This window comes from Enterococcus sp. AMC1251, assembly GCF_058216535.1.
Map to the genome: position 1 here is coordinate 2,658,227 of NZ_CM177098.1, position 25,853 is coordinate 2,684,079.

General features: G+C 34.6%; 20 protein-coding genes, 2 tRNA genes, 1 pseudogene and 2 other annotated features. Of the genes and pseudogenes, 8 read left to right on the forward strand and 15 right to left on the reverse strand.

Annotated elements, in window-relative coordinates; translation table 11 throughout:
• Positions 1-81 precede the first annotated feature (81 nt).
• The gene (locus tag AC4BBR_RS12550) at positions 82-1,047 is read right to left on the reverse strand and encodes a ribose-phosphate diphosphokinase (RefSeq protein WP_490459864.1); all 966 of its coding nucleotides are present in this window, start codon (positions 1,045-1,047) and stop codon (positions 82-84) included.
• A 243-nt stretch (positions 1,048-1,290) separates the two neighbouring features.
• Here AC4BBR_RS12550 and AC4BBR_RS12555 point away from each other — a divergent pair, with 243 nt between their 5' ends.
• From AC4BBR_RS12555 to efaA, 4 genes are all read left to right on the forward strand, one after another.
• Positions 1,291-2,487 (forward strand): serine hydrolase domain-containing protein, encoded by a 1,197-nt coding sequence (locus AC4BBR_RS12555; RefSeq protein ID WP_490459865.1) that lies wholly within the window; start codon positions 1,291-1,293, stop codon positions 2,485-2,487.
• Positions 2,488-2,627: 140 nt separating this feature from the next.
• Positions 2,628-3,383 carry a metal ABC transporter ATP-binding protein gene (locus AC4BBR_RS12560; RefSeq protein WP_490459866.1) on the forward strand — a complete coding sequence of 252 codons (756 nt, stop codon included), beginning with the start codon at positions 2,628-2,630 and terminating at the stop codon, positions 3,381-3,383.
• Positions 3,380-4,237, forward strand: coding sequence for a metal ABC transporter permease (locus AC4BBR_RS12565; RefSeq protein WP_490459867.1), 858 nt, complete (start codon positions 3,380-3,382; stop codon positions 4,235-4,237). The genes AC4BBR_RS12560 and AC4BBR_RS12565 overlap by 4 nt, the downstream gene beginning before the upstream one ends.
• On the forward strand, positions 4,234-5,163 hold the full coding sequence (efaA, locus tag AC4BBR_RS12570) for an Mn/Fe ABC transporter substrate-binding lipoprotein EfaA (RefSeq protein WP_490459868.1): 930 nt from the start codon (positions 4,234-4,236) through the stop codon (positions 5,161-5,163). Before AC4BBR_RS12565 ends, efaA begins: the two co-directional genes overlap by 4 nt.
• A 44-nt stretch (positions 5,164-5,207) precedes the next feature.
• Here efaA and AC4BBR_RS12575 read toward each other — a convergent pair whose 3' ends face one another.
• The 7 genes and pseudogenes from AC4BBR_RS12575 to AC4BBR_RS12605 form a co-directional block, all read right to left on the reverse strand.
• Positions 5,208-6,746, reverse strand: a complete 1,539-nt coding sequence (locus AC4BBR_RS12575; protein ID WP_490459869.1) for an ABC-F family ATP-binding cassette domain-containing protein — start codon at positions 6,744-6,746, stop codon at positions 5,208-5,210.
• A gap of 504 nt (positions 6,747-7,250) precedes the next feature.
• Complete coding sequence (locus tag AC4BBR_RS12580) at positions 7,251-7,715, reverse strand: NUDIX hydrolase (protein WP_490459870.1); 465 nt, start codon at positions 7,713-7,715, stop codon at positions 7,251-7,253.
• A gap of 123 nt (positions 7,716-7,838) precedes the next feature.
• Entirely contained in the window at positions 7,839-9,035 is a 1,197-nt protein-coding gene (locus AC4BBR_RS12585) for an amidohydrolase (protein ID WP_490459871.1), read from the reverse strand.
• A gap of 15 nt (positions 9,036-9,050) precedes the next feature.
• The gene (locus tag AC4BBR_RS12590) at positions 9,051-9,884 is read right to left on the reverse strand and encodes a MetQ/NlpA family ABC transporter substrate-binding protein (RefSeq protein ID WP_490459872.1); all 834 of its coding nucleotides are present in this window, start codon (positions 9,882-9,884) and stop codon (positions 9,051-9,053) included.
• A 23-nt stretch (positions 9,885-9,907) separates the two neighbouring features.
• Positions 9,908-10,588 (reverse strand): methionine ABC transporter permease, encoded by a 681-nt coding sequence (locus tag AC4BBR_RS12595; protein ID WP_490459873.1) that lies wholly within the window; start codon positions 10,586-10,588, stop codon positions 9,908-9,910.
• 26 nt (positions 10,589-10,614) lie between these two features.
• A complete protein-coding gene (locus tag AC4BBR_RS12600; protein WP_490459874.1) occupies positions 10,615-11,685 on the reverse strand; it encodes a methionine ABC transporter ATP-binding protein in 1,071 nt (356 codons plus the stop codon).
• Between the two features lie 14 nt (positions 11,686-11,699).
• Positions 11,700-12,453: pseudogene (locus AC4BBR_RS12605) on the reverse strand (MetQ/NlpA family ABC transporter substrate-binding protein).
• Positions 12,454-12,520: 67 nt separating this feature from the next.
• Positions 12,521-12,772: a binding site (T-box leader), on the reverse strand.
• 86 nt (positions 12,773-12,858) lie between these two features.
• Positions 12,859-13,093 (reverse strand) — a binding site (T-box leader).
• A 466-nt stretch (positions 13,094-13,559) separates the two neighbouring features.
• On the opposite strand from AC4BBR_RS12605, the gene AC4BBR_RS12610 reads away from it, so the two are divergent.
• A tRNA-Thr gene (locus AC4BBR_RS12610) sits at positions 13,560-13,632 on the forward strand.
• Positions 13,633-13,715: 83 nt separating this feature from the next.
• Positions 13,716-14,210, forward strand: a complete 495-nt coding sequence (locus AC4BBR_RS12615) for a GNAT family N-acetyltransferase (protein WP_490459875.1) — start codon at positions 13,716-13,718, stop codon at positions 14,208-14,210.
• Positions 14,211-14,258: 48 nt separating this feature from the next.
• Here the strand turns inward: AC4BBR_RS12615 and rpoN are convergent, their stop codons facing one another.
• A complete protein-coding gene (gene rpoN, locus AC4BBR_RS12620) occupies positions 14,259-15,584 on the reverse strand; it encodes an RNA polymerase factor sigma-54 (RefSeq protein WP_490459876.1) in 1,326 nt (441 codons plus the stop codon).
• 59 nt (positions 15,585-15,643) lie between these two features.
• Here rpoN and AC4BBR_RS12625 point away from each other — a divergent pair.
• Positions 15,644-15,715 (forward strand) — tRNA-Arg (locus AC4BBR_RS12625).
• 1,648 nt (positions 15,716-17,363) lie between these two features.
• Positions 17,364-18,323 carry an IS30 family transposase gene (locus tag AC4BBR_RS12630; protein WP_490459128.1) on the forward strand — a complete coding sequence of 320 codons (960 nt, stop codon included), beginning with the start codon at positions 17,364-17,366 and terminating at the stop codon, positions 18,321-18,323.
• A gap of 232 nt (positions 18,324-18,555) precedes the next feature.
• Here the strand turns inward: AC4BBR_RS12630 and AC4BBR_RS12635 are convergent, their stop codons facing one another.
• The 6 genes from AC4BBR_RS12635 to AC4BBR_RS12660 all read right to left on the reverse strand — a co-directional run bounded on the left by AC4BBR_RS12635 (position 18,556) and on the right by AC4BBR_RS12660 (position 25,853).
• A complete protein-coding gene (locus AC4BBR_RS12635; RefSeq protein ID WP_490459877.1) occupies positions 18,556-19,530 on the reverse strand; it encodes an ABC transporter permease in 975 nt (324 codons plus the stop codon).
• On the reverse strand, positions 19,527-20,273 hold the full coding sequence (locus AC4BBR_RS12640; protein ID WP_490459878.1) for an ABC transporter permease: 747 nt from the start codon (positions 20,271-20,273) through the stop codon (positions 19,527-19,529). Before AC4BBR_RS12640 ends, AC4BBR_RS12635 begins: the two co-directional genes overlap by 4 nt.
• Positions 20,274-20,285: 12 nt before the next feature.
• On the reverse strand, positions 20,286-21,209 hold the full coding sequence (locus tag AC4BBR_RS12645; protein WP_490459879.1) for an ABC transporter ATP-binding protein: 924 nt from the start codon (positions 21,207-21,209) through the stop codon (positions 20,286-20,288).
• Positions 21,210-21,303: 94 nt separating this feature from the next.
• A complete protein-coding gene (locus AC4BBR_RS12650; RefSeq protein WP_490459880.1) occupies positions 21,304-22,653 on the reverse strand; it encodes an MFS transporter in 1,350 nt (449 codons plus the stop codon).
• A gap of 33 nt (positions 22,654-22,686) precedes the next feature.
• Positions 22,687-23,469, reverse strand: a complete 783-nt coding sequence (locus AC4BBR_RS12655; protein WP_490459881.1) for an ABC transporter ATP-binding protein — start codon at positions 23,467-23,469, stop codon at positions 22,687-22,689.
• Positions 23,470-23,522: 53 nt separating this feature from the next.
• A complete protein-coding gene (locus AC4BBR_RS12660; RefSeq protein ID WP_490459882.1) occupies positions 23,523-25,853 on the reverse strand; it encodes an ABC transporter permease in 2,331 nt (776 codons plus the stop codon).

A 25,853-nucleotide genomic window follows, 5' to 3' on the forward strand; every position in this document is an offset into this window, starting at 1 on the left:
TCAACCAAAATAAATACTAAAAAGAAGTCCAGTCTAAAGCAACATCTGAACTTCTTTATAGGTTTAAACGGATTATCGTTATTATTTTTCTTCCAAACGAAATAGAGGACTCATTGGCGTATTTTCATGAATTCGTTTGACAGCTTCTCCCATCAACTCAGCACAAGAAACAATAGTCAGAGCATCTGGCTTACGTTCTTCAGAAATAAATACAGAGTCAGTCACGCAAATTTGTTCGATCGGTGAAGCATCCAAAATATCTTTTGCTCCTTTAGATAATAAGCCGTGAGAAGCACAAGCATAGATACATTTTGCACCATTTTCTTTTAGAATCTCTGCAGCTGTTGCCATCGTACTGCCAGAATTTAAAATATCATCGACTAAAATACACGTTTTTCCTTTGACCTCACCAATAACATATCCTGAGCGTACGCCATCCACTTCATCTTGATCAATAATTGCAAGTGTCGCATTTAAATACTCAGATAGGCTTCTGGCACGTTGTACTCCACTGTTTTTAGGAGAAACAACAACGATATCTTCACCTATCAACTGCTGCTTGCGATAATTATGAGCAAATAGTGGCATCGTGAATAGATTATCAACTGGGATATCAAAAAAGCCTTGGACTTGAACTGTATGCAAATCCAGTGTCAAAACACGTGTTGCGCCTGCTTCTTCTAATAAATTAGCGACTAATTTGGCTGTGATTGGTTCTCTTGGTTTCGCCGTTCGATCTTGTCTAGCATATCCATAATAAGGCAAGACCACATTAATTGTTTTAGCACTTGCCCGTTTTAATGCATCAATCATGATTAACAATTCCATTAAATTATCATTAACTGGAAGGTTAGTCGACTGAATAAGAAAAACATGGTCCCCTCGAATACTCTCTTCAATATTGATTTGAATCTCTCCATCACTAAATTGGCGTACCGTACTTTTTCCTAGTTCAGTTCCGATAACTTCAGCAATTTTTTCTGCTAAAGGGCGATTGGCATTCAAACTAAAGATTCGTAATGTTTTATCCTTGTATTTTTGGGTCATGATTTCCTCCGTGATCTAGGTATTTTTTATTCTTACAGTTAAAAACTTCAATTACTATTCTACCATTGATTCTAAAAAAAATCATGAATCTTTTTCCTTATGATGACAATCTTTGGAAAATCTAGAGAATTTTGATCGAAGAAAGTTTGTGCTTACAAAACTGTTCGTTAAATCCTACTCAATCACCTTGTATTTCTACACTGTATGAGTAAAAATAAATACTAATCGGAGGAGGTTAGAGCCATGCATCACAAGAAACATCAAAAAAAAAGGAATCCTTTTATTCCTGTACTCATTATTTTTGTTTTAATCATTTTAGTTGGAATTGAACTTTATCTTTTGTTTTTTCAAAATCATTCTGAACCTGTTTCTAAAACAAGTTCAAGTGAAACGACAACAAAAACAACTGAATCATCTCCTTCATCCACACTAAATGCGCGACAAGTTGAAAATTTTAATAGAGACGTTCAGCCTACTTCTGATTTTGCTAACAAACTAAATCAAGAACTTGAGGATAGCCAATTTATCGGCACAGCCTTAATTATTCACAATGGGCAGATCATTTTACAAAAGGGATTTGGCTACGCTAATTTTGCTGAAAGCCGACCGAATAATTCTCAATCCACATTCCAAATTGGTTCAATTCAAAAAGCATTTACTGCTGCTCTTATTTTACAACAAATTCAGGCTAAAAAGCTTTCATTAGATGATACATTGAACCATTTTTACCCAACTATTCCAGATAGTCGAAAAATAACAATTCGTCAACTGCTCTCAATGACTTCTGGATTACAGCAAAAAAATAAACCTACGATTAGGATGTCTGATGATGACTATGTTCAATTTGCAATTTCTAAGGCAACCATGGGGGAGTATGGTAAATATAAATATGAAGCGATCAACTACTCTATCTTAGTTGGTATACTAGAACAGTTAACTGGTATATCTTATCGAACTTTGTTTACACAAACGTTCGTTCAACAACTCAAATTATCTCACACATGTTTTTATAACGATTTTGTGACATCAAAGAATCGAACCTATGCTTATGAAAAAGTTGATGGTAAAAACTTTGGTTCTGAAATCCGCGATGATCATTTAGCCTTTGATCAAGAAGTTGGTACAGGAAATGTCGGTATGAGCGTTGGAGATCTTTATTTATTTTACTCAAGTCTATTTGAAGGAAAAATCGTTGACCAACAAGGAATTGATAATCTTTGGACATCTGAAACTGAAACAAAATATATGGGGGGGCTTTACAATTTTCCTTATTATATTAAAGGACATGGAACTGAAGGTGGTTTTGAATCAAATGCAATGGTTTCAAAAGATCGACAAAATGCAGTGATACTTCTCTCAAATCAATATCCTAAAGATAAGAGTCATTTAGAATTAGCACGTTCTATTTTCAATTCCCTTGGCCCTTATCAAAACAAATAAGATCAAGTAAAAAGCTAGAAGACAGTTGATGTCTTCTAGCTTTTTACTTTTATTTTTAGGTTAGCCTAAAAAATGGATTGATTTTAATCTTGATTTATCATATACTAATTTTAAGGCGAACCTAAAAAGGAGGTTTTTTTATGTCTATAAAAAGGAATAATCTTACAATCAAGCAGTTAACTGTTAGTTATCAAGGACAAAAAGCCTTAATCGATATTTCTTTACAAATTCCTGCAGGAAAGATAACTGGAATCATTGGACCAAACGGTGCAGGAAAGTCCACTTTTCTAAAAGGAATGCTTGGATTGCTTAAAACAGATTCCAGAACGGTATTATTAGGAGAACAGTCTCTAGATACTCAAAAAAAACGAATCGCTTACGTGGAACAGCGTAGTGCATTAGATCTTTCATTTCCAATCAATGTTTTAGAGGTTGTTCTTTTAGGAACATATCCAAAACTAGGATTAATGAAACGTCCTTCAAAACAAGAAAAGGAACAGGCATTAGCTGCACTTAAAACCGTTCAGTTAGAAGACTTTTCTAAACGCCAAATTGGTGAATTATCTGGTGGGCAGTTACAAAGAGTCTTTATTGCTCGAGTTCTTGCTCAAGAAGCAGACATTATCGTTTTAGATGAACCATTTGTAGGAATCGATATGACAAGCGAGAAGGTCATTATGGATATTCTAAAACAATTAAAAGAAGCTGGGAAAACCATTTTAATTGTTCATCATGATCTTCATAAAGTTGCTCACTATTTTGATGATGTAATCATTTTAAAGAAAAGACTGATTGCAACTGGTCCTGTTGCGACAACTTTTACGAATAAAAATATTCAACTAGCTTATGGTGACACTATGGGCGATATTATTATCAAGGGAGTGGCTGATGCATGATTGCAAATTTTATTGATGGTTTGGTTCGTTATCAATTTTTACAAAACGCTTTAATCACTTCGATCATCGTCGGATTGGTTTCTGGAATCATTGGGTCTTTTATTGTTTTACGTGGAATGTCTTTAATGGGCGATGCGATTTCTCATGCTGTACTGCCTGGGGTAGCTGCTTCTTATATGCTCGGTGTCAATTATATCTTTGGCGCTTCGATTTTCGGTATTTTGGCTGCTTTATTGATTGGCTTTATTACGCAAAAAAGTCAATTAAAAAATGATACAGCGATCGGTGTCGTTTTCAGTTCATTTTTCGCTTTAGGAATCATTATGATTTCATTTGCAAAAAGTTCAACGGATCTTTATCATATCCTATTTGGAAACGTTTTGGCTGTTCGAGATTCTGATATTTTGATTACTGTGATCGTTGGAATTATTGTATTACTCTTTGTTGGCTTATTTTACAAAGAATTACAAATTACTTCTTTTGATCCAACAATGGCACAAGCTTACGGATTGAATGTACAATTTTTCCACTATGCATTGATGTTTTTACTAACATTAGTTGCTGTTTCATCTTTGCAAACAGTCGGAACTATTTTAGTGATTGCTATGTTAATTACACCTGCGGCTACAGCTTATCTTTTAACGAATCATTTACCTTCCATGATTGCATTAGCTTCTCTTTTTGGCATACTAAGTTCAATCATTGGCCTATTTTTTAGTTATTCGTATAACTTAGCATCAGGAGCGACAATTGTTTTAACAGCGGCAGCATTTTTCATTTTAGCTTTCCTATTTTCACCTAAAAAGGGACTATTTTTTGTCAATAAACAGAAAACGGAGGAACCAACTTTATGAGAAAAAAAATACTTTTTATTGCAGCACTAGCTAGCCTATTTCTGCTTGGTGCTTGTCAGTCTAAATCTGCAGATACCTCAGATAAAGAAAAAATCAATGTTGTTGCGACAAACTCAATTCTTGCCGATATGGTCGATAATGTGGGAAAAGATTTAGTCAATTTACACAGTATCGTCCCTGTCGGAACAGACCCACATGAATACGAACCTTTACCAGAAGACGTTGCCAAAGCTTCCGAAGCAGATGTCTTATTCTTTAACGGTCTAAATTTAGAAACAGGCGGAAATGGTTGGTTCAATAAGTTGATGGAAACAGCTCATAAAAAAGAAGATCAAGACTTTTTCTCCGTAAGTAAAAAAGTCGAACCCATGTACTTAACCAGTGCTGGACAAGAAAACGAACAAGATCCACATGCTTGGTTAGATATCCAAAATGGGATTTCTTATGTCGAATCAATCAGAGACACCTTAAGTGAAAAAGACCCTAAAAATAAAGAAACCTATGAAAAAAATGCGAAAGCATACATTGAAAAACTCGCTGCTTTAGATAAAGAAGCAAAAGAAAAATTCGCAGATATTCCAGAAGATAAAAAACTACTGGTCACAAGCGAAGGTGCTTTTAAATATTTCTCTAAAGCATATGGATTAACAGCTGCCTATATTTGGGAAATCAACACAGAGAGTCAAGGAACACCAGATCAAATGAAACAAATAATCGATCAAATCCACAAAACAAAAGTTCCCGCTTTATTTGTTGAAACAAGTGTAGACAAACGTAGTATGGAACGCGTGTCAAAAGAAACGGATCTACCTATTTACAATACGATTTTCACCGATTCCATTGCTAAAAAAGGACAAGATGGCGATAGTTATTATGCTATGATGAAATGGAATTTAGATAAAATCCATGATGGATTGATGAAATAAAAAACTGCTTCTGACCTTGTTTAAAAGGTCAGAAGCAGTTTTTTTCATTGTATCAATTCTTCGATATTGATTACACGATCTGTAATATCTGTATAAAATTCTTCTTCATGGGAAACGATAATGATCGTTCCTTGAAATTGTTGAATCGCTTGACGTAAGCTCTCTTTCGCTGCTGCATCGATATGATTGGTTGGTTCATCTAAGAAAATTATGTTACTTGAATCCATTGTCAGTTCGCTTAGTTTTACCTTCGTCTGCTCTCCGCCACTTAATAAACGCAGTTGCTGATTTACTAACTTATCTGGTAGTCCGCATTTTGCTAAGTATGTGCGAATTTCTTTCACTGTTTTTTTAGGAAAGCAATCACTTAAATAGGCTAACGGCGTCAAATAATCATTTTCCCACGTCAAATCTTGGGAGAAATAAGCAATCTTTGTGTTTGCTGGATATTGGTATTCTCCACTGATTGAGTTGATTTTACTCGTTAATGTTTTGATTAAGGTGGATTTACCAATCCCATTAAAACCCTTGATTGCCACTTTTTCTCCACTGTGAACAGATAGATTGATCGGTGCTAACAACGGTTTAGTATAACCAATCACTAATTCATCTGTGATCAATGCTAAACTTGCCACGATCGGTTGATAAGGAAACTGAATTTGTGGTTTTACTAAACTACCTGGTGGTGCCATACGCTCCACTCGGTCTAATTGCTTTTGACGACTTTTCGCCATGGTTGCACGATTACCAGCTTTGTATTTGCGAATATAGGCTTCGGCTTTTTCAATTTTCGCTTGTTGGGCATGGTATTGTTTTAAATAGCTTTCTTTGTTTTGTTTTTTTTGAGCAAATGATTTTTCCACATTTCCTGTATATTTCGTTAATTTGCCAAATTCAATGTCACAGATGCAATTTGTCACAGCATTTAAAAAATGAAAATCATGAGAAACCAAAATAAAGGTTCCATCAAAACCATTTAAATAATTGATTAGCCACTGAATATGAGTATCATCTAAATAATTTGTCGGTTCATCTAATAGTAAAACATCTGGTTCTTCTAAGAGTAGCTTCGCTAAAATAACTTTAGATCGTTGCCCACCACTTAATTCATTCATTGGACGGTCTAATCCAATTGCTTCAATTCCCAGACCATTGGCAAGATCATTGATGATTGTATCGATTTGATAAAAATCACTTTCATCTAGCTGAGTTTGTAAATTCCCAGCTCGTTCTAATAATTTCTCTGCACCAGTTTCACCATATTCAGTGTATAGTTCATTGATTTTGCTTTCGATTTCGTATAACGGTTTGTATGCTTGATGTAGAAATTCATTGATTGAACTGTTCCCAATGACTTCAACATATTGATCCAAGTAACCAATTTTTGTATTATTTTGCCATACGATCATTCCATCGTCTGCCAAAATTTCACCGGTTAAAATCTTGACCAAAGTCGATTTCCCTACACCATTTTGACCTGTTAATCCCATATGGTCTCCTTTATTAACGCGAAGCGATGCGTCTTCATAAAGAATTTTTTCACCAAATCGTTGGGTTAAGTGTTCGATTGTTAATAGATTCATAATTTTTCCTCTTTTCCGTTTTCACAAAGATTCTTTTGATCTCTTTGCTGTTCATTCGTTGTAAATCATAGTAAATATCTGTTTTATCTATTCAATAGTTAAAGCTGCTTAAACATCGATTTCGTACGTTTAGCTGAAAGGTCTTTTATTTATCAAATCAAAAAAACAAGCGATCGAATAGGCCCCACCTATCTATCCCTTGTCAGTATCAACAAAGGACAACGCACGAAACACGTTGTCCTTTGATTAGCACTATAAAAATCAAGATCATCGTCAAAAGCAACACTAAATAAGACTACAACTTAGTCTCAAAAATTCAGTATTTATTTAGACGATGAAGCATTCATTTTATTAGGCTCCACAACAATGCTTCATCACATTCATTTGTCGGGAGCTACTTCTTTTCACAAATTTATCTGAAAGAAAAAACATTCTTAGTCACCTTTCTTTTACAAAAATAGTTTAACATAATTGTTTTGAAATGCAAGAAAATTGCTAAGTTATTTATCCTCTTTGTACAATGTGCTGAATAGTTTTATTTTTATCTTTGGTCAGGTTCTTTAAAAATACCGGTCTTAAATCCTCTTTGGGAAGTTGTTCAAAAGATAACCAATGCAGCTGTTCCTGCTCGTGAAATTCATTAGACGAATGGCACGAAATTGAGTTATTTTTAAGTTCTACATAATAATAAAACGAAATTTCATGATAGCTTTCTCCAGTTAAATCAGAGGTGAAAAAATTCTCATGAATAAACCCTAATTTTTTCCTTTCAATCTTACTTTCTGTTTCTTCAAAGACTTCTCTTTCAATTGCATCATCTAATGTTTCATGCATTTTTACTCGACCACCAACTGAATAAAAGTACGGTTCTTTTGGATTCGATACTACTAATACCCCTAAATCGCTCATAATAATTGCACCTACACGATAATTGAACCTACCTTCTTTCGTTTGAAATGTACAATCCATTTTTTCAACTCCTTATCTTTACACTTTTCTTTATTATAATTAACCTTCCTCCTCTTACCAAGTGGAAATAAAAAAATAACAGAGTGTGAGATCAGAAGCAACCTCCGATGCTTTTACAAATAACTATTCAACTGAACTTAAATACGTCAATGCATACCCCACATGAAATTCTGTTGCTAATGTCAAACTTGTTTCATCGATATCAAATTTTTCATGATGATGACCATATTGAGTATCTGGATTGTCTAAATTCCGCGAGCCAACTCGACCATATACGCCAGGTGCTTTCAGTAGAAAATCAGCAAAATCATCTGCCCCTAAGCTCTTAGTATGATCTGTAACAATATTCTCACTTCCAACTATTCCAGCTGCTACTTTTTGCGCTAATTCTGTTGCGCTATCATCATTGATCAAGGGTCCTGCCGCATCGTGGATATGGAAAGATGAAATTTTTGTTCGATGAGCTTCCGCAATTTGATTGGATATCTCTTCTACACGTTTTAAAACAAATGCTCGTGTTTCATGGCTAAAAGCTCGAACTGTTCCTTCGATTATTGCGTGGTTTGCGACAATATTGTATCTGGTTCCAGCATCCAGTACACCTATACCTACGACAACTGGATCTAAAGGACTGACTTCTCGTGCAGCAATCTTCTGTAACTCAACGACAATGCTGGCAGCAGCTAATACAGCATCTCGTCCAACATTTGGTTGCGCTACGTGACTACTCAGTCCTTCGACCTCAATTTTAAAAATATCGCAAGAGGCATTCGTTGCCCCTTTAGTCGCGACTAATTTCCCCACAGGAACACTTGAATCTAAATGGATACCAAAAACTTGATCGATATTATCTACAAAACCACCATCGACAAATTGACAAGCGCCAGCACCAATTTCTTCTGCTGGTTGAAAGGCTAATTTAATTGTTCCAGCAAACTCGTCTTTATGATTTTTTAACACTTTTGCAGCGCCTAACAACGCTGCTACGTGTCCGTCATGACCACAGGCGTGATTTAATCCAGGATTTTTAGATTGGTATTCTTTTCCTGTAGCATCTTCTAATTCTAACGCATCGATATCTGCTCTTAAAATGATTGTTTTGCCAGACGTTTTACCTTCTATCGTTGCTAAAACACCTGTTTCTCCTACTTCTTCAAAAGGGATATCTAGCTTATTTAGTTCTGCTTTGATTCGTTTGATCGTTTCAAATTCTTTCAAACTAGCTTCTGGATATTGATGGAAATGACGTCTTAAAGCGATCACTTCATCTGCATGTTGTTGTATTTCTTCTTGAATTGATTGTTTTATCAATGTGGGCATGTTATCGTCCTCCTGTTATTTTCTGCCAAATGTTTCCCAAGCTGGAATACTTGACCCTTTTGATGTTTCTTCGATGACTTTTTTTGTTTCTTCTTGTTGATAGGTGTCGACTACTTTATTGTATGTTTTATTTTCTTTATCTGCTTTACGTGCAACAATGATATTGACATAAGGTTTTGATGTTTCATCCACAGGTTCTAAGAAAATCGCATCTTTTGTTGGGACAAAACCAGCATCTACAGCCATTCCACTATTGATCACCGATGCATCGATATCTTGAAGTGCTCTAGCCGTTTGTGATGCATCTAATTCTGTTATTTTTAAATCTAATTTATTTTCAATCACATCACTTACGGTAGGTGTTTGCTTCTTAGCAGGGTCGACCTTAATCAGTCCAGCACTTTGTAACAATAGTAACGCACGTCCGCCATTTGTCGCATCATTTGGAATCGCGATTTCAGCACCCTTTTTTAACTCTTTGACCTCTTTTATTTTAGAAGAATAAATGCCTAATGGCGCACTGACTGTATTACCGATCGACACAAGCTCTGTTTTGTGTTCTGCATTATAGTTATCTAAGAAGATTTGATGCTGGAATGAGTTCAAATCAATTTCTTTTTCGGCTAAGGCCGCATTTGGTTGCGTATAATCAGAAAATTCAACAAGTTGAAGCTCGATTCCATCCTCTTTTAAACGTTCCTTTACTGATTCTAATACTTCATTATTCGCACCAACAACACCTAATTTTACAACTTCATTCTTTTCACTTTTGGCGCTTCCCGCAGAACATCCAGCTAATACAAACCCTATTGTTAACGCTAATCCAATAATTTTAATTGTTTTTTTCATTTTAATTTCCTCTTTTCGTTTTTTTAATGGGCTGTTTTCTTGATCAATGTGTTACTTATAAACTGACTGGCAAATACTAAAACTAAGATAATCAACGTTGCAACAACTGTCACATCCGTTTGGAATCGGTTGTAGCCTCTAGTGATTGCTAAGTTGCCTAAACCACCAGCGCCAATTGCACCCGCCATTGCGGTCAAACCAATTAAGTTGATGATTGTAACAGATGAAACGCGGATAATACTTGGTAGCCCTTCAATTAAATAGACTCTAAAAATAATTCCCAAAGGACTTGTTCCCATTGATTCTGCCGCTTCAATCACACCTGGATCAACTTCTAATAAGGCATTCTCGATTTGGCGTGCAAAAAATGGAATCACCCCTATCACCAGTGGTACTAAAGCAGCCGTTGTCCCAATCGTTGTTCCTGTTAAAAAACGAGTGATCGGCTGAATCAACGCCAACATGATGATAAAGGGAATGGATCTACAGACGTTGATGATTTTTTCTAAAATATTATAAAGAACATTATTCTTTAAAATGCCTTCTGGTCCTGTTGCAACTAGTACAACACCAAGTAATGTTCCTAAAATACCAGCGATGATCGCCGTGCAAAAAACCATGTATAAAGTTTCGATCGTACTATCAATAAATTCTTGTTTTAGTAATAAGACATTAGGAAAATAATTTTGTAAAACGTCTTTCATATAAGTCGCTCCTTTTTATATTCGATTTAGATAACATGCAGAGGTATGATGTTTGCTTCTGGTTCATTCTTTTTCAATACTTTGATTTTCACACCTTGCTTTTGTAAAAAGTCCAATGCTTTTTCTCGTTGATGTTCTTCTCCCGAAAGAATGACGATCAAATTGCCGATTGGTACTTGCTGCAAGATTTCAACATTTCCATATAAAATATTCGTAACCACATGATATTTGCTATAAAGTTGAGCAATCAGCGGTTCACTCGTTTGCTCCCCTACATAAGAGAATTCTACCAAGACTTCATTTCCACTCAGCTTCGTCAAACTTGGATGTTGAGTAATTGTTTCCAATGCTTGATCGATATGCGTTGCCGTTCGGATAAAGTCCTTCGTCAAGGCTTCTTTAGGTTGACTGAAAATCGATACAATATCATTTTCTTCGATCACCTGTCCATCTTCCATCACAGCTACTTTGTTACAAACTTCTTTCACAACTTGCATTTCATGCGTGATCAAAACAATCGTCAAACCCAACTCTTTATTTAATTTCTTCAATAAATCTAAAATCTGAATAGTTGTTTTAGGGTCTAGTGCGCTTGTTGCTTCATCGCATAATAATATTTCTGGATCATTGGCTAACGCTCTGGCAATGGCAACCCGCTGTTTTTGCCCGCCTGATAACTGACTAGGATAAGCATCTTTTTTCTCTGAAAGACCTACCAGTTCAAGCAATCGTTCAATTTTTTCTTTTCGCTGTTCTTTTGAAAGACCAGAATATTTTAGGGAAAAATCAACATTGGCAAAAATTGTCCGCTCTTTCATCAAATTAAAATGCTGAAAAATCATCCCGATTTTTTTCCGTTGTGCCCTTAGTTCTTTGGGTGAAAAACCAAGAATGTTTTTGTTGTTGATTATAACTTCGCCTGAGCTTGGTCTTTGAAGTAAATTAATTACCCGAACCAAGGTACTTTTTCCTGCCCCTGAATAACCAACAATGCCGAATACATCTTCTTTTTCAATCGTTAGGGAGACATTTTTCACTGCATCGATTGGTTGTTTTTTTTGATAAAAGGTGACATCTATATTTTTTAATTCAATCATTTTTGTTCCTCCTGTCATTCTTTTGGTATAAACCAGTAATTTCCTTGGTTATGTTTTTTCAGATATTTTTTGAACGCATCTGAATGATAAGCATCCACCACTGCTTGTGCCCAGTCGCTATCTGAATTTTTTTCATCGACCGTTGCGACTAATTCATAGTCTTTTAGCACATCTTCTGAAAGTAAACTGTCTTTTGAATCAAGCTTGGCACTATAGACAATACTTCCAGGGATTACTAACAACATCTGCTTTCGTTGCTTTGACTGGATCGATTCCTGTTTTCAATTTGATCCAGCCAGCTTTTTGCAAAAGATTGAAGGCTCGTGCAGTATTTGATGCATCATCTGGAATACCTATTTTATCGCCTTCTCCTACTTCATCTAACCTACTTTTTTTCCCTGGAAATAGCCCTGCTGGAACAGTGGGAATCGCTGTGATTCCTATCAAATGAGTTCCTTTATTCTCATTGAAATTATTTAGATAAGCGGTGTGTTCATCAACATTTAAATCAATTGCGCCTTCTGTTAACGCTACATCTGCTTGGATCAGTTCTGTAAATTCCGTTTGTTCTATTTGATAACCATCATTTTCCAAGATGGGGTTGACTGCTTCTAAAAATAATTCGCTACATGGACCAGGTGAAGTTCCAACTCGAATAATTTTTGCTTCTTTTTCTTTATCTGCTGTAAAGTTTCCATTCTTACCACATGCTGTAATTACAACTGCCCCTAACAACATCATCCCAATCCTCACTAACTTTTTCTTCATGTACCATCCCTCCATTATTAAGATTTATAAAAAGAAAAAAGCGCCCCCAAATGTATAAAATTATACATTTGAGGACGCTTTTGCGTGCTACCACCTCTATTTGATATCCACTCACATAGATATCCTCATCAAGTACGTCGATCAATGATCGATTATACTCTAGCACATTAACGGGTGCATCCGTCGCTGTCTTATGAATTCCTCACTCGAAGCGCTGCTCAATGGCCATTTTCCAGATTTCGTTTACCGCTTGTTTTCAGCTGCCCAAGCTCTCTGTTAGATATCGTTTCATCTGTACTTTCCATTTCATTGCTTTGTTTATTTAGTTGTTTGAAGGTTCAACACTTCTCATCCGTCAGCCTTGTAGTGTTTAAAATACAAAAAGCCCTCTACCAGCTTATGCTAGTAAAGGGCGAATAATCGCGGTACCACCTTTGTTTTAAAGTAATTCATGATTACTTTTCTTAGACCAAGTCTTACAACTTGTCGCTCTGATAACGGGTGCTTCCCGAAACTGCTTACGTATCAACAGCTTATCCTCGTGAGGCCATCTTCAACTCTTATGTGCTTATCTCTTTTCACCAACTGAGACTCTCTTGTAAAGCACGTCCAAATTTACTCTTCTCTTCAACGGACTGTTATTCATTTGTTGTTACGTTGTATTCTACTGGAAAATAAATTTCCTGTCAAATGTTTTTTTTTATTTTCTCTGCAATTGTTTCAAGACATCTTTAGAAAGTTCTTTTCCGTCTCTGCAAATCGCACATAGTAAGTAATGACTAGATGAAGTCGTAAAAGTGATCCAAAATAACGTAAATTCTCGTCCGATTTATTTGCCTTCCATGATTACTTCGTCGTTACAATAACTACCATCACATTAGATTTCGATATCGTCTAAACCTTTCTCAAAACTTGCACTATCTAAAACCATAAACATATTTAGTTTATCCCTTTTGTTTCGTTTGTCCAATAAAATAGGTGACTATCGAATCAAATTTTTTTTATTATATAACAGCATTGAGAATATTCTGATCTTCTTTAGTATACGGAAATTGATTGACAAACATTACTATCTACGGTAATCTGTTACTTGTATTGTTAATAGTGCCGCCTTAGCTCAGCTGGTAGAGCACCACCATGGTAAGGTGGGGGTCGACGGTTCGAATCCGTCAGGTGGCTTACTGAAAAACTGTAGCCGATAATATCGGATATAGTTTTTTTCTTTATTGATTGACTAAAATACCAAAGAAAATAGGTGAAAAATGACCACTTACGAAAAGTTAACATTCGATTTCTATCAAGAAACAGATCAACAGCTTTATGCCATTCTCACAAAAGATATTCGTGTTATGCGTTATATCACAGAAAAAGTAGAGCCTGAAACCGAAGCTGTGGAAAATTTCAAAAAAATTTTAGCCTATAATGCCACTCATAATGATCAAACAGGCTATTATAAATTCTTTGATCAGAGTACATATATTGGTTTTGGTAAATTATCTTGGGACGAAGAAAATAAAATAGAGATCGGTTATATGCTTTTGCCCGAACACTGGGGACAAGGTTATGCAACTCAAATCATTGCTGCCCTATTAAACTTGGTAAAGCAATCAGAATCCCTTTCTCAGGCTACTCTTTATGCCATTATTGATCCTAAAAACGGTGCATCAAAACATTTATTAGAGAAGTATCACTTTGTCTCTGTCTGGCAAGGAATCGAAGAGGGGTTACCTTCAGAACACTTGACCTGGCAACCATAAAAAAGCGTCTAAACCTTTGAACTGAGCTCAAGAGTTAGACGCTTTTTCTCACTTATCATATCGTTTTCGTTTAGATGAAGCTGGTATTCCTAATGCTTCTCGATATTTTGTAACCGTTCGACGGGAAATTTCAACTTCTTGTTCCTTTAATAAATCTACCAGTTTCTGATCTGAAAGTGGCTTAGCTTTATTTTCGTTGTCCACTAAAGCTTGTAATTGTTTTTTGACGCTACTCGTTGAGGTTTCTTCACCTGTCGTTTCGTTTGACAAACCATGAGAAAAAAATGAACGTAGCTCAAAAACACCAAATTCTGTTTCCAAATATTTACCATTGACTGCTCGACTAACGGTTGATTCATGAATATTCAATGATACCGCAATTTCTTTTAAGGTCATCGGTTTTAGTGGGCGGTCTTCTTTAAAAAAGAATTGCTGTTGGCGTTGAACGATTTCAGTGCCGACTCTTAAAATTGTATCACCACGTTGAAGGATCGTTTTTTCTAACCATTGGAATTCATTTTTCTTCTCCTTGATGTACTCTTGAACTTCTTTATCGTCCGTTGCTTCCATTCGTTCAAAATAAGCTTGTTGAAACTGAATCGTTGGCGTACCTGTTTTATTGGAGAGAACTTTTATTTGATTCCCTTTGATTCGTAATGTTAAATCTGGCCGTATATACAATCCTGAGGTAGATTCAAAAATACTTCCAGGAGCTGGGGTCAATGTTTGAATGTAATCAAAAATCGTTTGAATTTCTGATAGCTCCACATCAAATTTTTTAGCAATCAACCCCCACTTACGATTAGCCAAATGATCAAACTCTTCTTCAATAACAATGTAAGCTAATTCTGGTGCTGTATCATCACGCTCTACTTGAAGCAATAAACATTCACGCAAATCTCTTGCACCAACACCTGCTGGATCTAATTGCTGAATCAACGTTAAAGCATCCAACATTTCGATTGCTTTTGCTCCTGTTTTTAGAGTAGCTTCATCTAGGTCGATCATTAAATATCCATTTAAATCAATATATTCAACTAAAAATAAAACCAGCGTTCGCAGATACGTATCGCGATAATTTAAGTGGATTTGATCAATCAAATATTCGAAAAGCGACATATGGTTGTCAGGAATTTGATTTAAATAGTTGTTTTCTTCATTTGTATAGGTTCGATTCCTGGAACTTGGAAAATCACTATAATTTGTCTCAGTTTGGATGTCGATTAAAGGATTCTCTAACGACTTTGCCTCGATATATGCAAAAAGTTCTTCAGAATTGTATTGTAAAATCTGGATCGATTGTTGTAATTGTTGCGTCATTGCAAGCTTTTGGACTTGTTTTTGTTGTTGTGATAGATGTTGTTCAAATTTCATTATTTTTGTCCTCCCCCTTGTAATTTATCGAAATATCAGCTAAACTAGTAAACGTGCTTGCGCCCTTAGTGTAGTGGATATCACGTAAGATTCCGGTTCTTGAGACGGGGGTTCGATTCCCTCAGGGCGCGATTTTAAAAGCTTGTAATACTATAGATTTATCATGATTATAACATAGTTTCGCAATGATTATTTATTTAAATTTTTGGATAAGTTTGGATAAAAAAAGAGGTCACGCAGTCAAAATGTCCAAAAAGAACTCGAGTTGTGGTTTCAAAATTGCCGAAGAATCTTTCTGGACGTTTTTCCTTCGACAGAATGAATGATACACTCAACGACGACTTTTTAATGGATGTCTAATCCAGCTTAAAAGGAACGAAGTACATCTTCCATTTTCAAAATTCCTCCTTGAAAAAAGTGCAGAGAAAGCTATTCTACTTATCGAAACGATTTATTTTTATACACCCCGCCCCAATGATTGGTAAAATTCTGTTCGTACGACGAGTAATTGTAGTAGAAAATAAGTAAAATGATCTAGTTTTGCCCCTCAAAGTTACTTGTAGATGAACCATGGGTATTTGTACCAACATCTTTCCTACGATTAGTCAAGATGAAAACTAAATTGTAGAATTCCATACCAAATCCCCCTGATGCTAGTTCCTATTTTTATCAGTAGGTTGCAATTCACCACTAAGGTGTTGCCTTAGTGATCGTGTACACATAGTCGTGCTTTGTCTTGTTCCCTCCCCTATATAGATACTTTAGTAGTTTGTTCATATAGGCTACGTTCGCAACCTTATTCTTCTTGGAAATAGGTTGCATTTTTAATTTGTAGTAGAAATTAGAAATATGATCAGACTCCGCGACTTCTAGGTGGATCATATTTTTTAAAGTAAAATAAAGAATTTTCGGACTTTAGGATTTCCACGTTTATTCATATGATCTTGGGCAAGACCTAAAGCCATCAATTCCCACAAAGGCATTCACTTGCTTGTGGTTCTCAAATCAAGGCCATCTAAGTAAAGAACTTTATAGCTTTTTCCCATAGAAAGTACATAAATTATAGGTTCATCTTCTTTCTCTTTTTGAAAGGTTCTTCACTATGACATTTCGTTCCTAATTTCCTATACACGAGCTCGAAGTCCTAACATGCTCAAATCAGATTCTAAAAGAACAGCGAAGGAGACAGTTCTCTTGTAGGAACTCGAAATCCAAAATTATGATCAATCTTTTTTCTAGCCCCTTACTATGGACCTAAATAAAGGAAAATAGAGAGTAAATTCATCCTTCGATAAATTTACCCTCTAATCTTAGTATATTTCTAGGTTCTAATTAAATTTTTAATAAAAAATTTAAATCTAAATAAAACATGTAAAAAACTAATCGATTACTTCTAAAAGCATGATCGGTGTTTTGTACATCACAACTCTAGAGTCCTCCACATATATTTTTTTTATGACTCCTCTTTCTTCCATTACAATGTCATAAAAAACAGATAAACATTCTATTGTAAATAACAGATTACCTTTTTCTTGTATACTATTTATTTTTACCGCATCATTGATCGCTATCTTTCCTACTAAATTAGAGAGAATTAGCCTATGTCCGTATAAAAATAACCTGACATAGCGAATGGCAAATTCATTTTCTCTATTTATTCGTTGTTCAACTTCATTTTTTATATTCCGCCGATAGTAAAATTAAGCTAGACAACTAAATAAGTCATTTGTGCTACACTCAAAATAGTTCCGACCAAAGAATTATAAGGAGTGAAGACAAATGACCTATACTCATCTTACATCAAATGAACTCGTGATGATAGAAGCTTATTTCAATATGAGCCAACCTGTTACGATGGTTTCTAAGACTTTAACTCGTTCTAGACAGACAATCTACAATGTTTACAACTTCCTGAAACAAGGAAAATCTATCTGTGACTATTACCAACAATATAAAGAAAATAAAACACGTTGTGGTCGACAACCCATTAGTTTGCCTACAAAACAGCATGATTACATTCAATCTATGGTGGCTCAAGGGTGGACACCTGATGTGATTATTGGTCGAGCTGAGTTTCCTATTTCATGCTCTGTTAGAACACTTTATCGTCAGTTTAAAGCGAATCAATTTGATTGCTCAAAACTACCAATGAAAGGGAAACGAAAGCCCAACGGGCATAAAGAACGTCGTGGAAAGCAAGCATTTAAACGCAATATTTCAGAACGATCCACTGACTACCCTAATTTCCAACAGGAATTTGGGCATTTAGAAGGTGACACAATTGTTGGCGTTCATCATAAAAGTGCCATCATCACTCTAGTTGAACGCCTTTCAAAAGTGATTATTACATTAAAACCAAATGGTCGGAAAGCATTGGATATTGAAAAAGCGACAACTGATTGGCTACAAAAGATTCCCAGAAACTTGTTCAAATCCATTACCTTTGATTGTGGAAAAGAATTTTCAAATTGGAAAAACATGAGTAATGTCAATGATATTTCTATCTATTTTGCAGACCCTGGAACCCCCTCACAACGCGGATTAAATGAGCATTCGAATGGGTTATTACGTAAAGATGGGCTGCCTAAAACAATGGATTTTAATCAAGTTGACCAAGCTTTTGTTGCGGCTGTCACCTCTAAAAGAAATCACATACCAAGGAAATCTTTAAATTATCGAACACCATTAGAAGTATTTTTGAGTTACATAAATGAAAGACATTTGTCTAGCTTAATTTGACAAATCAAATTCTTAAAAAAGTATTCTTTTTTCATTTGTACTCCTTTATATCACTCTAAAAATAGAATTGTTCCACCAAACTTTCCACCAGAAAATACTCATTGAATTTCTCTTAGCTTATTTAACAGAACTATTATTTTGAAGTGAATAAAACGAAATAAGAGCCAATATACATAACTGGTTAACTAAAATAAAAGAGTTTATACTTTCTAAATGAGATTTTTTATCTATTTTAATTCAATTTATAATCTCTTTTAGTTTTTAAAATCGCAAGGATAGAAAAGAGAACAATTAATAGGCCAATATACACCATATTGGGCATAAATGTTGATAAATCCTTCCCTATCTCAATATCTTTGAATAACAATATAAATCTCTTTTGAGGCATAATTTGGATTATTTTTTCCAACCAAGGATTACCACCTTCAAATGAAAAGAAACTACCTGACAACATAGTTGTAATAATGATGAGTAATGACCCAAACATATTGGCTTTGTCTCCTTCTTTGAAAATAGCTGCAATTAGCAAAGAAAAACTTGTAGCAAATAGACAAACAAAAAGTAATAATAGACTTAATTGCCAATAAGGCATTCCAAACTCTCTTTGAAAAACTACGTTAACACCAAAGATGAAGCACAACGTAGGTAGAAAAATTAAAAGAAAAGCAAATAACGAATGTCCCATAAGTATTCGGACAAATGAGATTGGCGTAGTAACAATGCGTTCTAATAGATGTTTTTCTTTTTCTTCACTAAATAACATCATATTTGTTAAGCTAGCCATCATCAAAAACATCAGCAAATAGCTGAGAAGTGTCACACCTAAACTATCTTTTTTATTGCTTGATAGGTCAGTTGAATTTATTGAGTCTTCTAATACATTCGTAAGTTGAGAATTGAAATTTTCTCCTTTGATGCTCTCAATAGTATATCCATTTAGTCCATCTGTAGAAACAATTGCATCATAAGTACCTTTCACAAGTTCCGATTTTAATGGTTTTTGATCTACGTAGATTGTATTTAGTTGCTTTGACTGAACCAGCGCTTCATTTTTTTCGCCAACGACCGCAACTGTTGCTACAACTGATGTTCGATTTGATAAAACAAAAGAAAGGATAACAACAGCTAGAATAAGAACAAACATAATTCCAATCCTAGCTATACTATTTTTAGTACGTAACCAGTCATTTTTAATTATACTTATCATACGTAATCCTCTCCTTTGAATAAATAACCACAAAATACAATACTAATCAGAGATAGTATCACTAGAATAATCAAGCTAGGCAGAAATGCTTTGGTATGATCATCATAAATCAGCTGGAAAATAGCGTCAGTTACTCTGGTAAGTGGAAGTATCTCACTAAATTTTTGTATTTGTCTACTAATGCTGGATAAAGGAAAAAACAAGCCTGAAGCAATGGCAATCAACGCGCTAATCAAACTGATCAGTTGATTTGCTACTCCTTCATCCTTAAAAATACAGCATACGAGTACTCCTAAACAACAACAAAAGAAGTTCAAGGCTAAAAATAAGACCCATACTTGAATAGCCGACCCACCCATACCATAATTTGCGCCAAACAAAACTGATAAAATCATTCCTGTTAGAGTATAGCAAACAGTAGTAAAAATAAATGTTCCTACAATTTTAGTTAATGGAATGAACAGTGACGGAACTGGCGAATAAATAATTCGCATATTTGGATTTTTTACTCGTTCCTCCAAAAAACAATTTGCCGAAAATGTTGCAGAATTCAATACACTGAAAATCATCATTGTTACGCCATAATAATCATAACTACTAAATTCTCCGCCATACATTCCTTCAGTTAACAATCCTAAAATAACCGTAAGAGAAAATGGAAATGCAAATCCCATAATAAGCCACGATGGATTAATAAATAAACTAATTGTATCTTGTTGGAGTATTTTAAAAAAACGATACATTTACTTCCCTCCTTATTCTCTTAAGTAACGCCCAGTCAAATCGAGAAATACACTTTCTAAATTCCCTGTTTGCAATGAAATATTCGTAATTATCTGATTTTGCTTTATCAGACAAGTAATGATCTGATCCAAAATTTCTGCATCTCGATTAACAAATATTTCCATACGGTTATCATTTAAAACAACATTATCAACACCTTCAATATCATAAAATAATTCTAATGACAGTTCGCCAACCTTGTCTAACTCGATCATAATTTTTTTATTACCAGATAGCTTTTTCAGCTCTTCGTTTGTTCCTGTGGCGATAATCTTGCCATGATCCATTATAATAATTCGAGTAGATATTTCTTCAACTTCCTCCATATAGTGAGTTGTATAAAGAATGGTCATTCCATTATCTTTCATTTTCTTGATCGACTCTAAAATATGATTTCTTGATTGCGGATCAATTCCTACCGTTGGTTCATCCATAATTAACAAGTTAGGACGATGAGCAATTGCACAAGCAATATTTAATCTTCTTTTCATACCTCCTGAAAAAGTATGAACTTTTTCCTTTCTTTTGCTCACTAACCCGACAGACTCTAAGGAAAAATCAACTCCGGCTCGCAAATCATTTCCTTTTAGTCCGTATAACGACGCAAAGAATTTTACATTTTGTTCCGCAGTTAGATCTTCATACAAAGCTAGGTCTTGAGGAACAACGCCTAATTGTTTTTTGAAATTTTTTAAATCGTTGTAGATAGATTCACCATTATAAAGAATTTCACCTTGGTCTAAATTAAGTGCACCACAAATAATATTAATAGTCGTGCTTTTGGCAGCTCCATTCGGACCTAAGAAACATAAAATTTCCTGTTTTTCGATCTCAAAGGATATACCGTGAACAACTTTCTTATCCCCATAACTTTTCTCTAAACCTTTTACACACAATAGTGCCTCCATACGATCATTTCCTTTCTCACTGATCTAATTTCCTCAACTTCATTTTATTTAAGTCTTTAAATACATCGCTACTATTACTTAGTTATGAAAGTTCAGACTCACTAAATAATTCGTCCATTTCTGATTCGTCCGCCTTATCTCTAATAACATCCGCGTTCTTACTTAACAAGTTGATTTTCGAGCTTCTAAAAAAATAGATTCCTGTACAACTTAGTAGGATACCCGTGATGAAAAATAAGAACCCAATTCCTCTGCTATTCCCTATCCCAAAGATTTTTCCAAGAGATGGTGCTAAAAGTCCATTTAAAGCAAACATTGGAATAAATAAATAATCAGCTAAAGGACCTGAAATTGCATAAGAAATAACAAACCCAAATTGAGAAACTAAACCAGTTATTCCCCAAACTCTGCCTTGAAACGCTTCATCTACATTACTCCTCAATAAAACATCGGCACTCATGTTAATAAATGGAAGGAATGAGAAGAAACAAAATGCTGCTATTCCTAAGAGAATGATTGGAAAATTCACTCCTAACAAGGAAATAGCTACACCTGAAAATAACAATGCCTTTCCTAGCGTCTGTTGCAACTGCCATTTACGTTTACTTAGTCCAATAGCTAAACTACTGAGAAGCATTCCAACTGCTGCAAACGATTCAAATGTACCCACTTGAGCAACATTAAGGCTAGAAAGCAACAAAGGTTTGATTAAAGTTTGAAGAAATCCCATACTAAATGAGACAATTGTCATTGCTAAAATTAATGCCATAATTCCTTGTTTTCCCATCATATAATTCCAACCACTTTTTAAAAATAACAAAAATGGTTCTTCATGCTGTTCTTTCTTTTCTGTTGATTTTTTAGCGCGCATAACATATAGAGTACTAGCAACCGTTACAAAAAAAGTACTGATATCAATCAACAAAATTTTCTCAATTGACATAAATTGTAACAAAATCCCTGCAAGTAAAGGAGCAAATAAAAACTTTGCTGCGCCAGCTAGTTGAACCAATCCGCTAGCTTTTGAAAACTCGTCTGGTGTCAAAATTTCAGTAATCGTCGCTCGATATGCTGGTTCAAGTAGAGAAGAAAAAATAGAACTGATTGTTACACCAATGACAATAATCATAAAACTACTTGTTCCATTTTGTATATGAAAATAGATAAATACTAAACCAACAGCCGAAAGAGAATCTCCTATCAACATTAATACTCGACGATTAAATCGGTCAGCCAAACCACCAGCAATTGGTGTAAGTAGCACACTTGGCAAAAAAGAAAATAGCGTTAGTAATGACAAATGAGTTGCTTCTCCAGTTTGTTGGTATACATAAATACTCAGAGCAAAAGAACTGAGACCATTCCCGACTAAAGAAACTAGTTCTCCGATCCAAAGGGCCATAAAATAGTTGAAATTACTTTTTTGTTTCATCTTCTCACACTCCTTCAACACATTAAGTTACGATTAAAAACCATTTTGCTTCAGCCATTGATTCATTTGTTCTTCTCTTTCAGCTAATTGTTCATTGGAATCAATCGCTTCTTTGTTAAATTTTCCAAGCTGTTTTTCAGCTCTGATTTCTCCATCTATCATAAATAAAACTCTTTGCGAACGAGCTGCTACTCTGATATCGTGTGTTACTAGAACAATCGTTGTCCCTTCGCTATTGATGTCCAACAAAATATTCAAAATTTCCTCTGTTGCTTTTGAATTTAAAGCACCTGTTGGTTCATCTCCAAAAATAATCTCTGGTTCATTGATCAATGCTCGACAAATACCGACTCTTTGTAATTGACCGCCTGAAGCTTCAGTAATGTCATGGGATTTGATTTCATCAATCCCCATTCGTTTCATTAATTGATTCGCATGCTTGTCTATATCTTCTTTCTTTCTATTTTTAGCAATATACCCTGTATAAATAACATTATCGTATAAATTGAGATTTCTTAACAAATAGATATCTTGAAAAATAAAACCCATACGAGTTAGTCTTAACTTTGCTAATTCTGCTTCACTTTTGTCTGCAATTTCTTCTCCATTTAACAAAACATTTCCAGAAGTCATTCTGTCCATTCCACTTATGTTATATAAAAAAGTCGTTTTACCAGATCCAGAGGGGCCCATAATTGATAGAAACTCTCCTCTTTCAATTTTTGCATCAATGTCTTTCAAAACATGAATATTTTGATTTTTTCCTTGCTTAAACACTTTATTTAACTTGTTGACTTCGACTATTGTCTGACTCATAATTTCCTCCTGTTTTTGTGCCTATTTCTATCGAACTAGTTATAACACCTTAATTAATTTTTAATTCGCTCTATAATATTCTTATCTTTAAATGCAAAATGAAAACAGATTGTCGTCGAAAACAAAACAATCGCCAACAGGAATATCGGTACTAATAAATAGACTTGCACAGGCAAAATAGTAAATGAAATTTTGGGCATTCCAAATGATGAACTCAATAAACTAACTAAAGATGCACCTGCTGTATTGGATAATATTGTCCCAATAATAACTCCTACTACAGAAGCAAACATTACTCCCGACATAAATTGTAACGTCAATTCTTTTACAGTTGTTCCTATTCCTAACTTTATACCATTTTCCTTTTGATTCCTTACAAGTAGTAACTGTAAGAACAACATACCAAGCAACACAATTAAAATAGTTGCGATAACTGTAGCAAGAATTGTCATCATGCGTATCTGCTTGATGGTATTTCCTAATGTTTGATGCATGTAGTCATCCATATCTGTTATTTTTACATTGTTAAAGGTTTTACTTAAATCCTTTACCTTTTTCTCTTTTAATACACCATGATTCAATTTTATATTCAACATATACCACATTAATTCTTTTGAGCTGCCCTTGATATTCCCTTTGGCAGACTTACCACCATTAGTAATATCTTGATAGATGCCTGTTACCTTACAATTAATATCTCCTGCCTCTGATCGTAGCTGAATTATATCTCCAACGCTTGCTTTGTACTCTTGACTATTTAAGTAAGATAATGCAATTTCGTTTTCATCAGAGGGAGCCTTTCCTTTAAGATAAGTAAGTGGGAATGTTTGATAATCTCCTGATTCAACATTGATCGTTTCCCAGATATTTTCATCATTTTGAATTTTCAAACGATATGTTGTGTAACCTGTAAATTGGTTTATTTCATTATCGCTCTCTAGTTTCTTGACAATTTGATTATACGTTTCGTCCATTTGATTAATCGTTTGTAAATCAATACGAATATCACTTTGTCCGACCCCCATATAGGAAATAAAAGAGGAAGAATTCATTGTATTGTACATATTCAACGGAATTGTGATAATAAATGTGCCAATAATAAACAACGTAATTAAAAAGAGATACGAGGAAAATTTTTCAATTACATCTTTTAGACCTAAAAAAATATGTGTATTGAATAATCTATTTTGGGATAGTCTTAATAAAAAGCGTTTTTTCTTTTTGGTATTATTCTGTTTTAATGCGTCAACTGCTGAAATCTTATTGATTCGTTTTAATAGACTTTGACAAAACAGATAAATCACCAAAGAGACGAAAAGAATTGACAACAATGGGATTAGATATGAAAACATTGTTTTTGGTGTTTCCCCTAAATACAAGGTCATATTTCCCACAAATAAATCAGACGTAAAAATCGAACCTACATAACCAATAAACGAGCCTAGTAATGTAATCGTCATATATTTTAATAAATAGATTCGTTTGATTTCTTTAGGTCTAACACCGATTGCCTTCAATGCACCAATTTCTGCCATATCTTCTTCCAAAGTAATTGAGAATGTGAACCTTAAAGCTAGCATAGATACCAAGATCAATAGCAAGCTAATAAATACAATAATTAAAGCAACCATTCCATCAGATAAACCATTAAGTAGTTTAAATATATTCCAATCTACCATTGGACCTTGCTGAGGCAGATTATTTTCAGCATACATTGTTTGAAAGGCAGCAACATCTTTTCGATCTTTCAATTGGAATTCAATCAGATACTCAAATTCAGTTGCTGTTTTTGCTAAAGTTTCATAGTCTTTATCATTAATCAAAAAGCGCTTAGAAGAAACGCCCGACGGATTCATCTGACCATCTCGAATAAATTCTGAAATGATAAATTCATATTGTTTACCGCCGAGAGTTACAGCTATTTTTTCACCTTTTTTTAATTGATACCGTTCATAATAATAAACTGGAACTCCAATATGCTGCTCTGCTATTTGCGCCGGTTTATTTTCCATATTTAACAAATAATCGAATTCTTTATTTTGCTGGACGATTGAAACATCCATTACAGAGTTTGTTTGCACATGATCATTGATCAGTAGGTTTTTGCCGTCAACAGTAAGTATTTTCGGTGTTTGCATTTTTTTGACTAGCCCACTTGATTCTGCAAAATCTGTTATCTTTTTTTCATTGATATTCCCTTTGTGCATTTGAACAACATCTGGCACTTCAGCTACTTTAAACAAATCATCAATACTTTTTATAAGCGTTGAAGTGATAAAAAAGCCTGTAGCAATGAAAAAGGTTGCCAATGCAATGCCTAATATTATCAGACTTGTTGTATTTTTTTTACGTAAAAAATCTCTCTTCAATAATCTGAAATTCAT

What these genes read in the sequence shown, in the direction of transcription:
- AC4BBR_RS12630 (WP_490459128.1), top strand. Translation starts at nt 17,364, where the DNA reads ATGACCTATACTCATCTTACATCAAATGAACTCGTGATGATAGAAGCT.
- AC4BBR_RS12550 (WP_490459864.1), bottom strand. Translation starts at nt 1,047, where the DNA reads ATGACCCAAAAATACAAGGATAAAACATTACGAATCTTTAGTTTGAAT.
- AC4BBR_RS12575 (WP_490459869.1), bottom strand. Translation starts at nt 6,746, where the DNA reads ATGAATCTATTAACAATCGAACACTTAACCCAACGATTTGGTGAAAAA.
- AC4BBR_RS12560 (WP_490459866.1), top strand. Translation starts at nt 2,628, where the DNA reads ATGTCTATAAAAAGGAATAATCTTACAATCAAGCAGTTAACTGTTAGT.
- AC4BBR_RS12565 (WP_490459867.1), top strand. Translation starts at nt 3,380, where the DNA reads ATGATTGCAAATTTTATTGATGGTTTGGTTCGTTATCAATTTTTACAA.
- AC4BBR_RS12660 (WP_490459882.1), bottom strand. Translation starts at nt 25,853, where the DNA reads ATGAATTTCAGATTATTGAAGAGAGATTTTTTACGTAAAAAAAATACA.
- AC4BBR_RS12585 (WP_490459871.1), bottom strand. Translation starts at nt 9,035, where the DNA reads ATGCCCACATTGATAAAACAATCAATTCAAGAAGAAATACAACAACAT.
- AC4BBR_RS12615 (WP_490459875.1), top strand. Translation starts at nt 13,716, where the DNA reads ATGACCACTTACGAAAAGTTAACATTCGATTTCTATCAAGAAACAGAT.
- rpoN (WP_490459876.1), bottom strand. Translation starts at nt 15,584, where the DNA reads ATGAAATTTGAACAACATCTATCACAACAACAAAAACAAGTCCAAAAG.
- AC4BBR_RS12555 (WP_490459865.1), top strand. Translation starts at nt 1,291, where the DNA reads ATGCATCACAAGAAACATCAAAAAAAAAGGAATCCTTTTATTCCTGTA.
- AC4BBR_RS12640 (WP_490459878.1), bottom strand. Translation starts at nt 20,273, where the DNA reads ATGTATCGTTTTTTTAAAATACTCCAACAAGATACAATTAGTTTATTT.
- AC4BBR_RS12580 (WP_490459870.1), bottom strand. Translation starts at nt 7,715, where the DNA reads ATGGATTGTACATTTCAAACGAAAGAAGGTAGGTTCAATTATCGTGTA.
- AC4BBR_RS12650 (WP_490459880.1), bottom strand. Translation starts at nt 22,653, where the DNA reads ATGAAACAAAAAAGTAATTTCAACTATTTTATGGCCCTTTGGATCGGA.
- AC4BBR_RS12635 (WP_490459877.1), bottom strand. Translation starts at nt 19,530, where the DNA reads ATGATAAGTATAATTAAAAATGACTGGTTACGTACTAAAAATAGTATA.
- efaA (WP_490459868.1), top strand. Translation starts at nt 4,234, where the DNA reads ATGAGAAAAAAAATACTTTTTATTGCAGCACTAGCTAGCCTATTTCTG.
- AC4BBR_RS12595 (WP_490459873.1), bottom strand. Translation starts at nt 10,588, where the DNA reads ATGAAAGACGTTTTACAAAATTATTTTCCTAATGTCTTATTACTAAAA.
- AC4BBR_RS12655 (WP_490459881.1), bottom strand. Translation starts at nt 23,469, where the DNA reads ATGAGTCAGACAATAGTCGAAGTCAACAAGTTAAATAAAGTGTTTAAG.
- AC4BBR_RS12600 (WP_490459874.1), bottom strand. Translation starts at nt 11,685, where the DNA reads ATGATTGAATTAAAAAATATAGATGTCACCTTTTATCAAAAAAAACAA.
- AC4BBR_RS12590 (WP_490459872.1), bottom strand. Translation starts at nt 9,884, where the DNA reads ATGAAAAAAACAATTAAAATTATTGGATTAGCGTTAACAATAGGGTTT.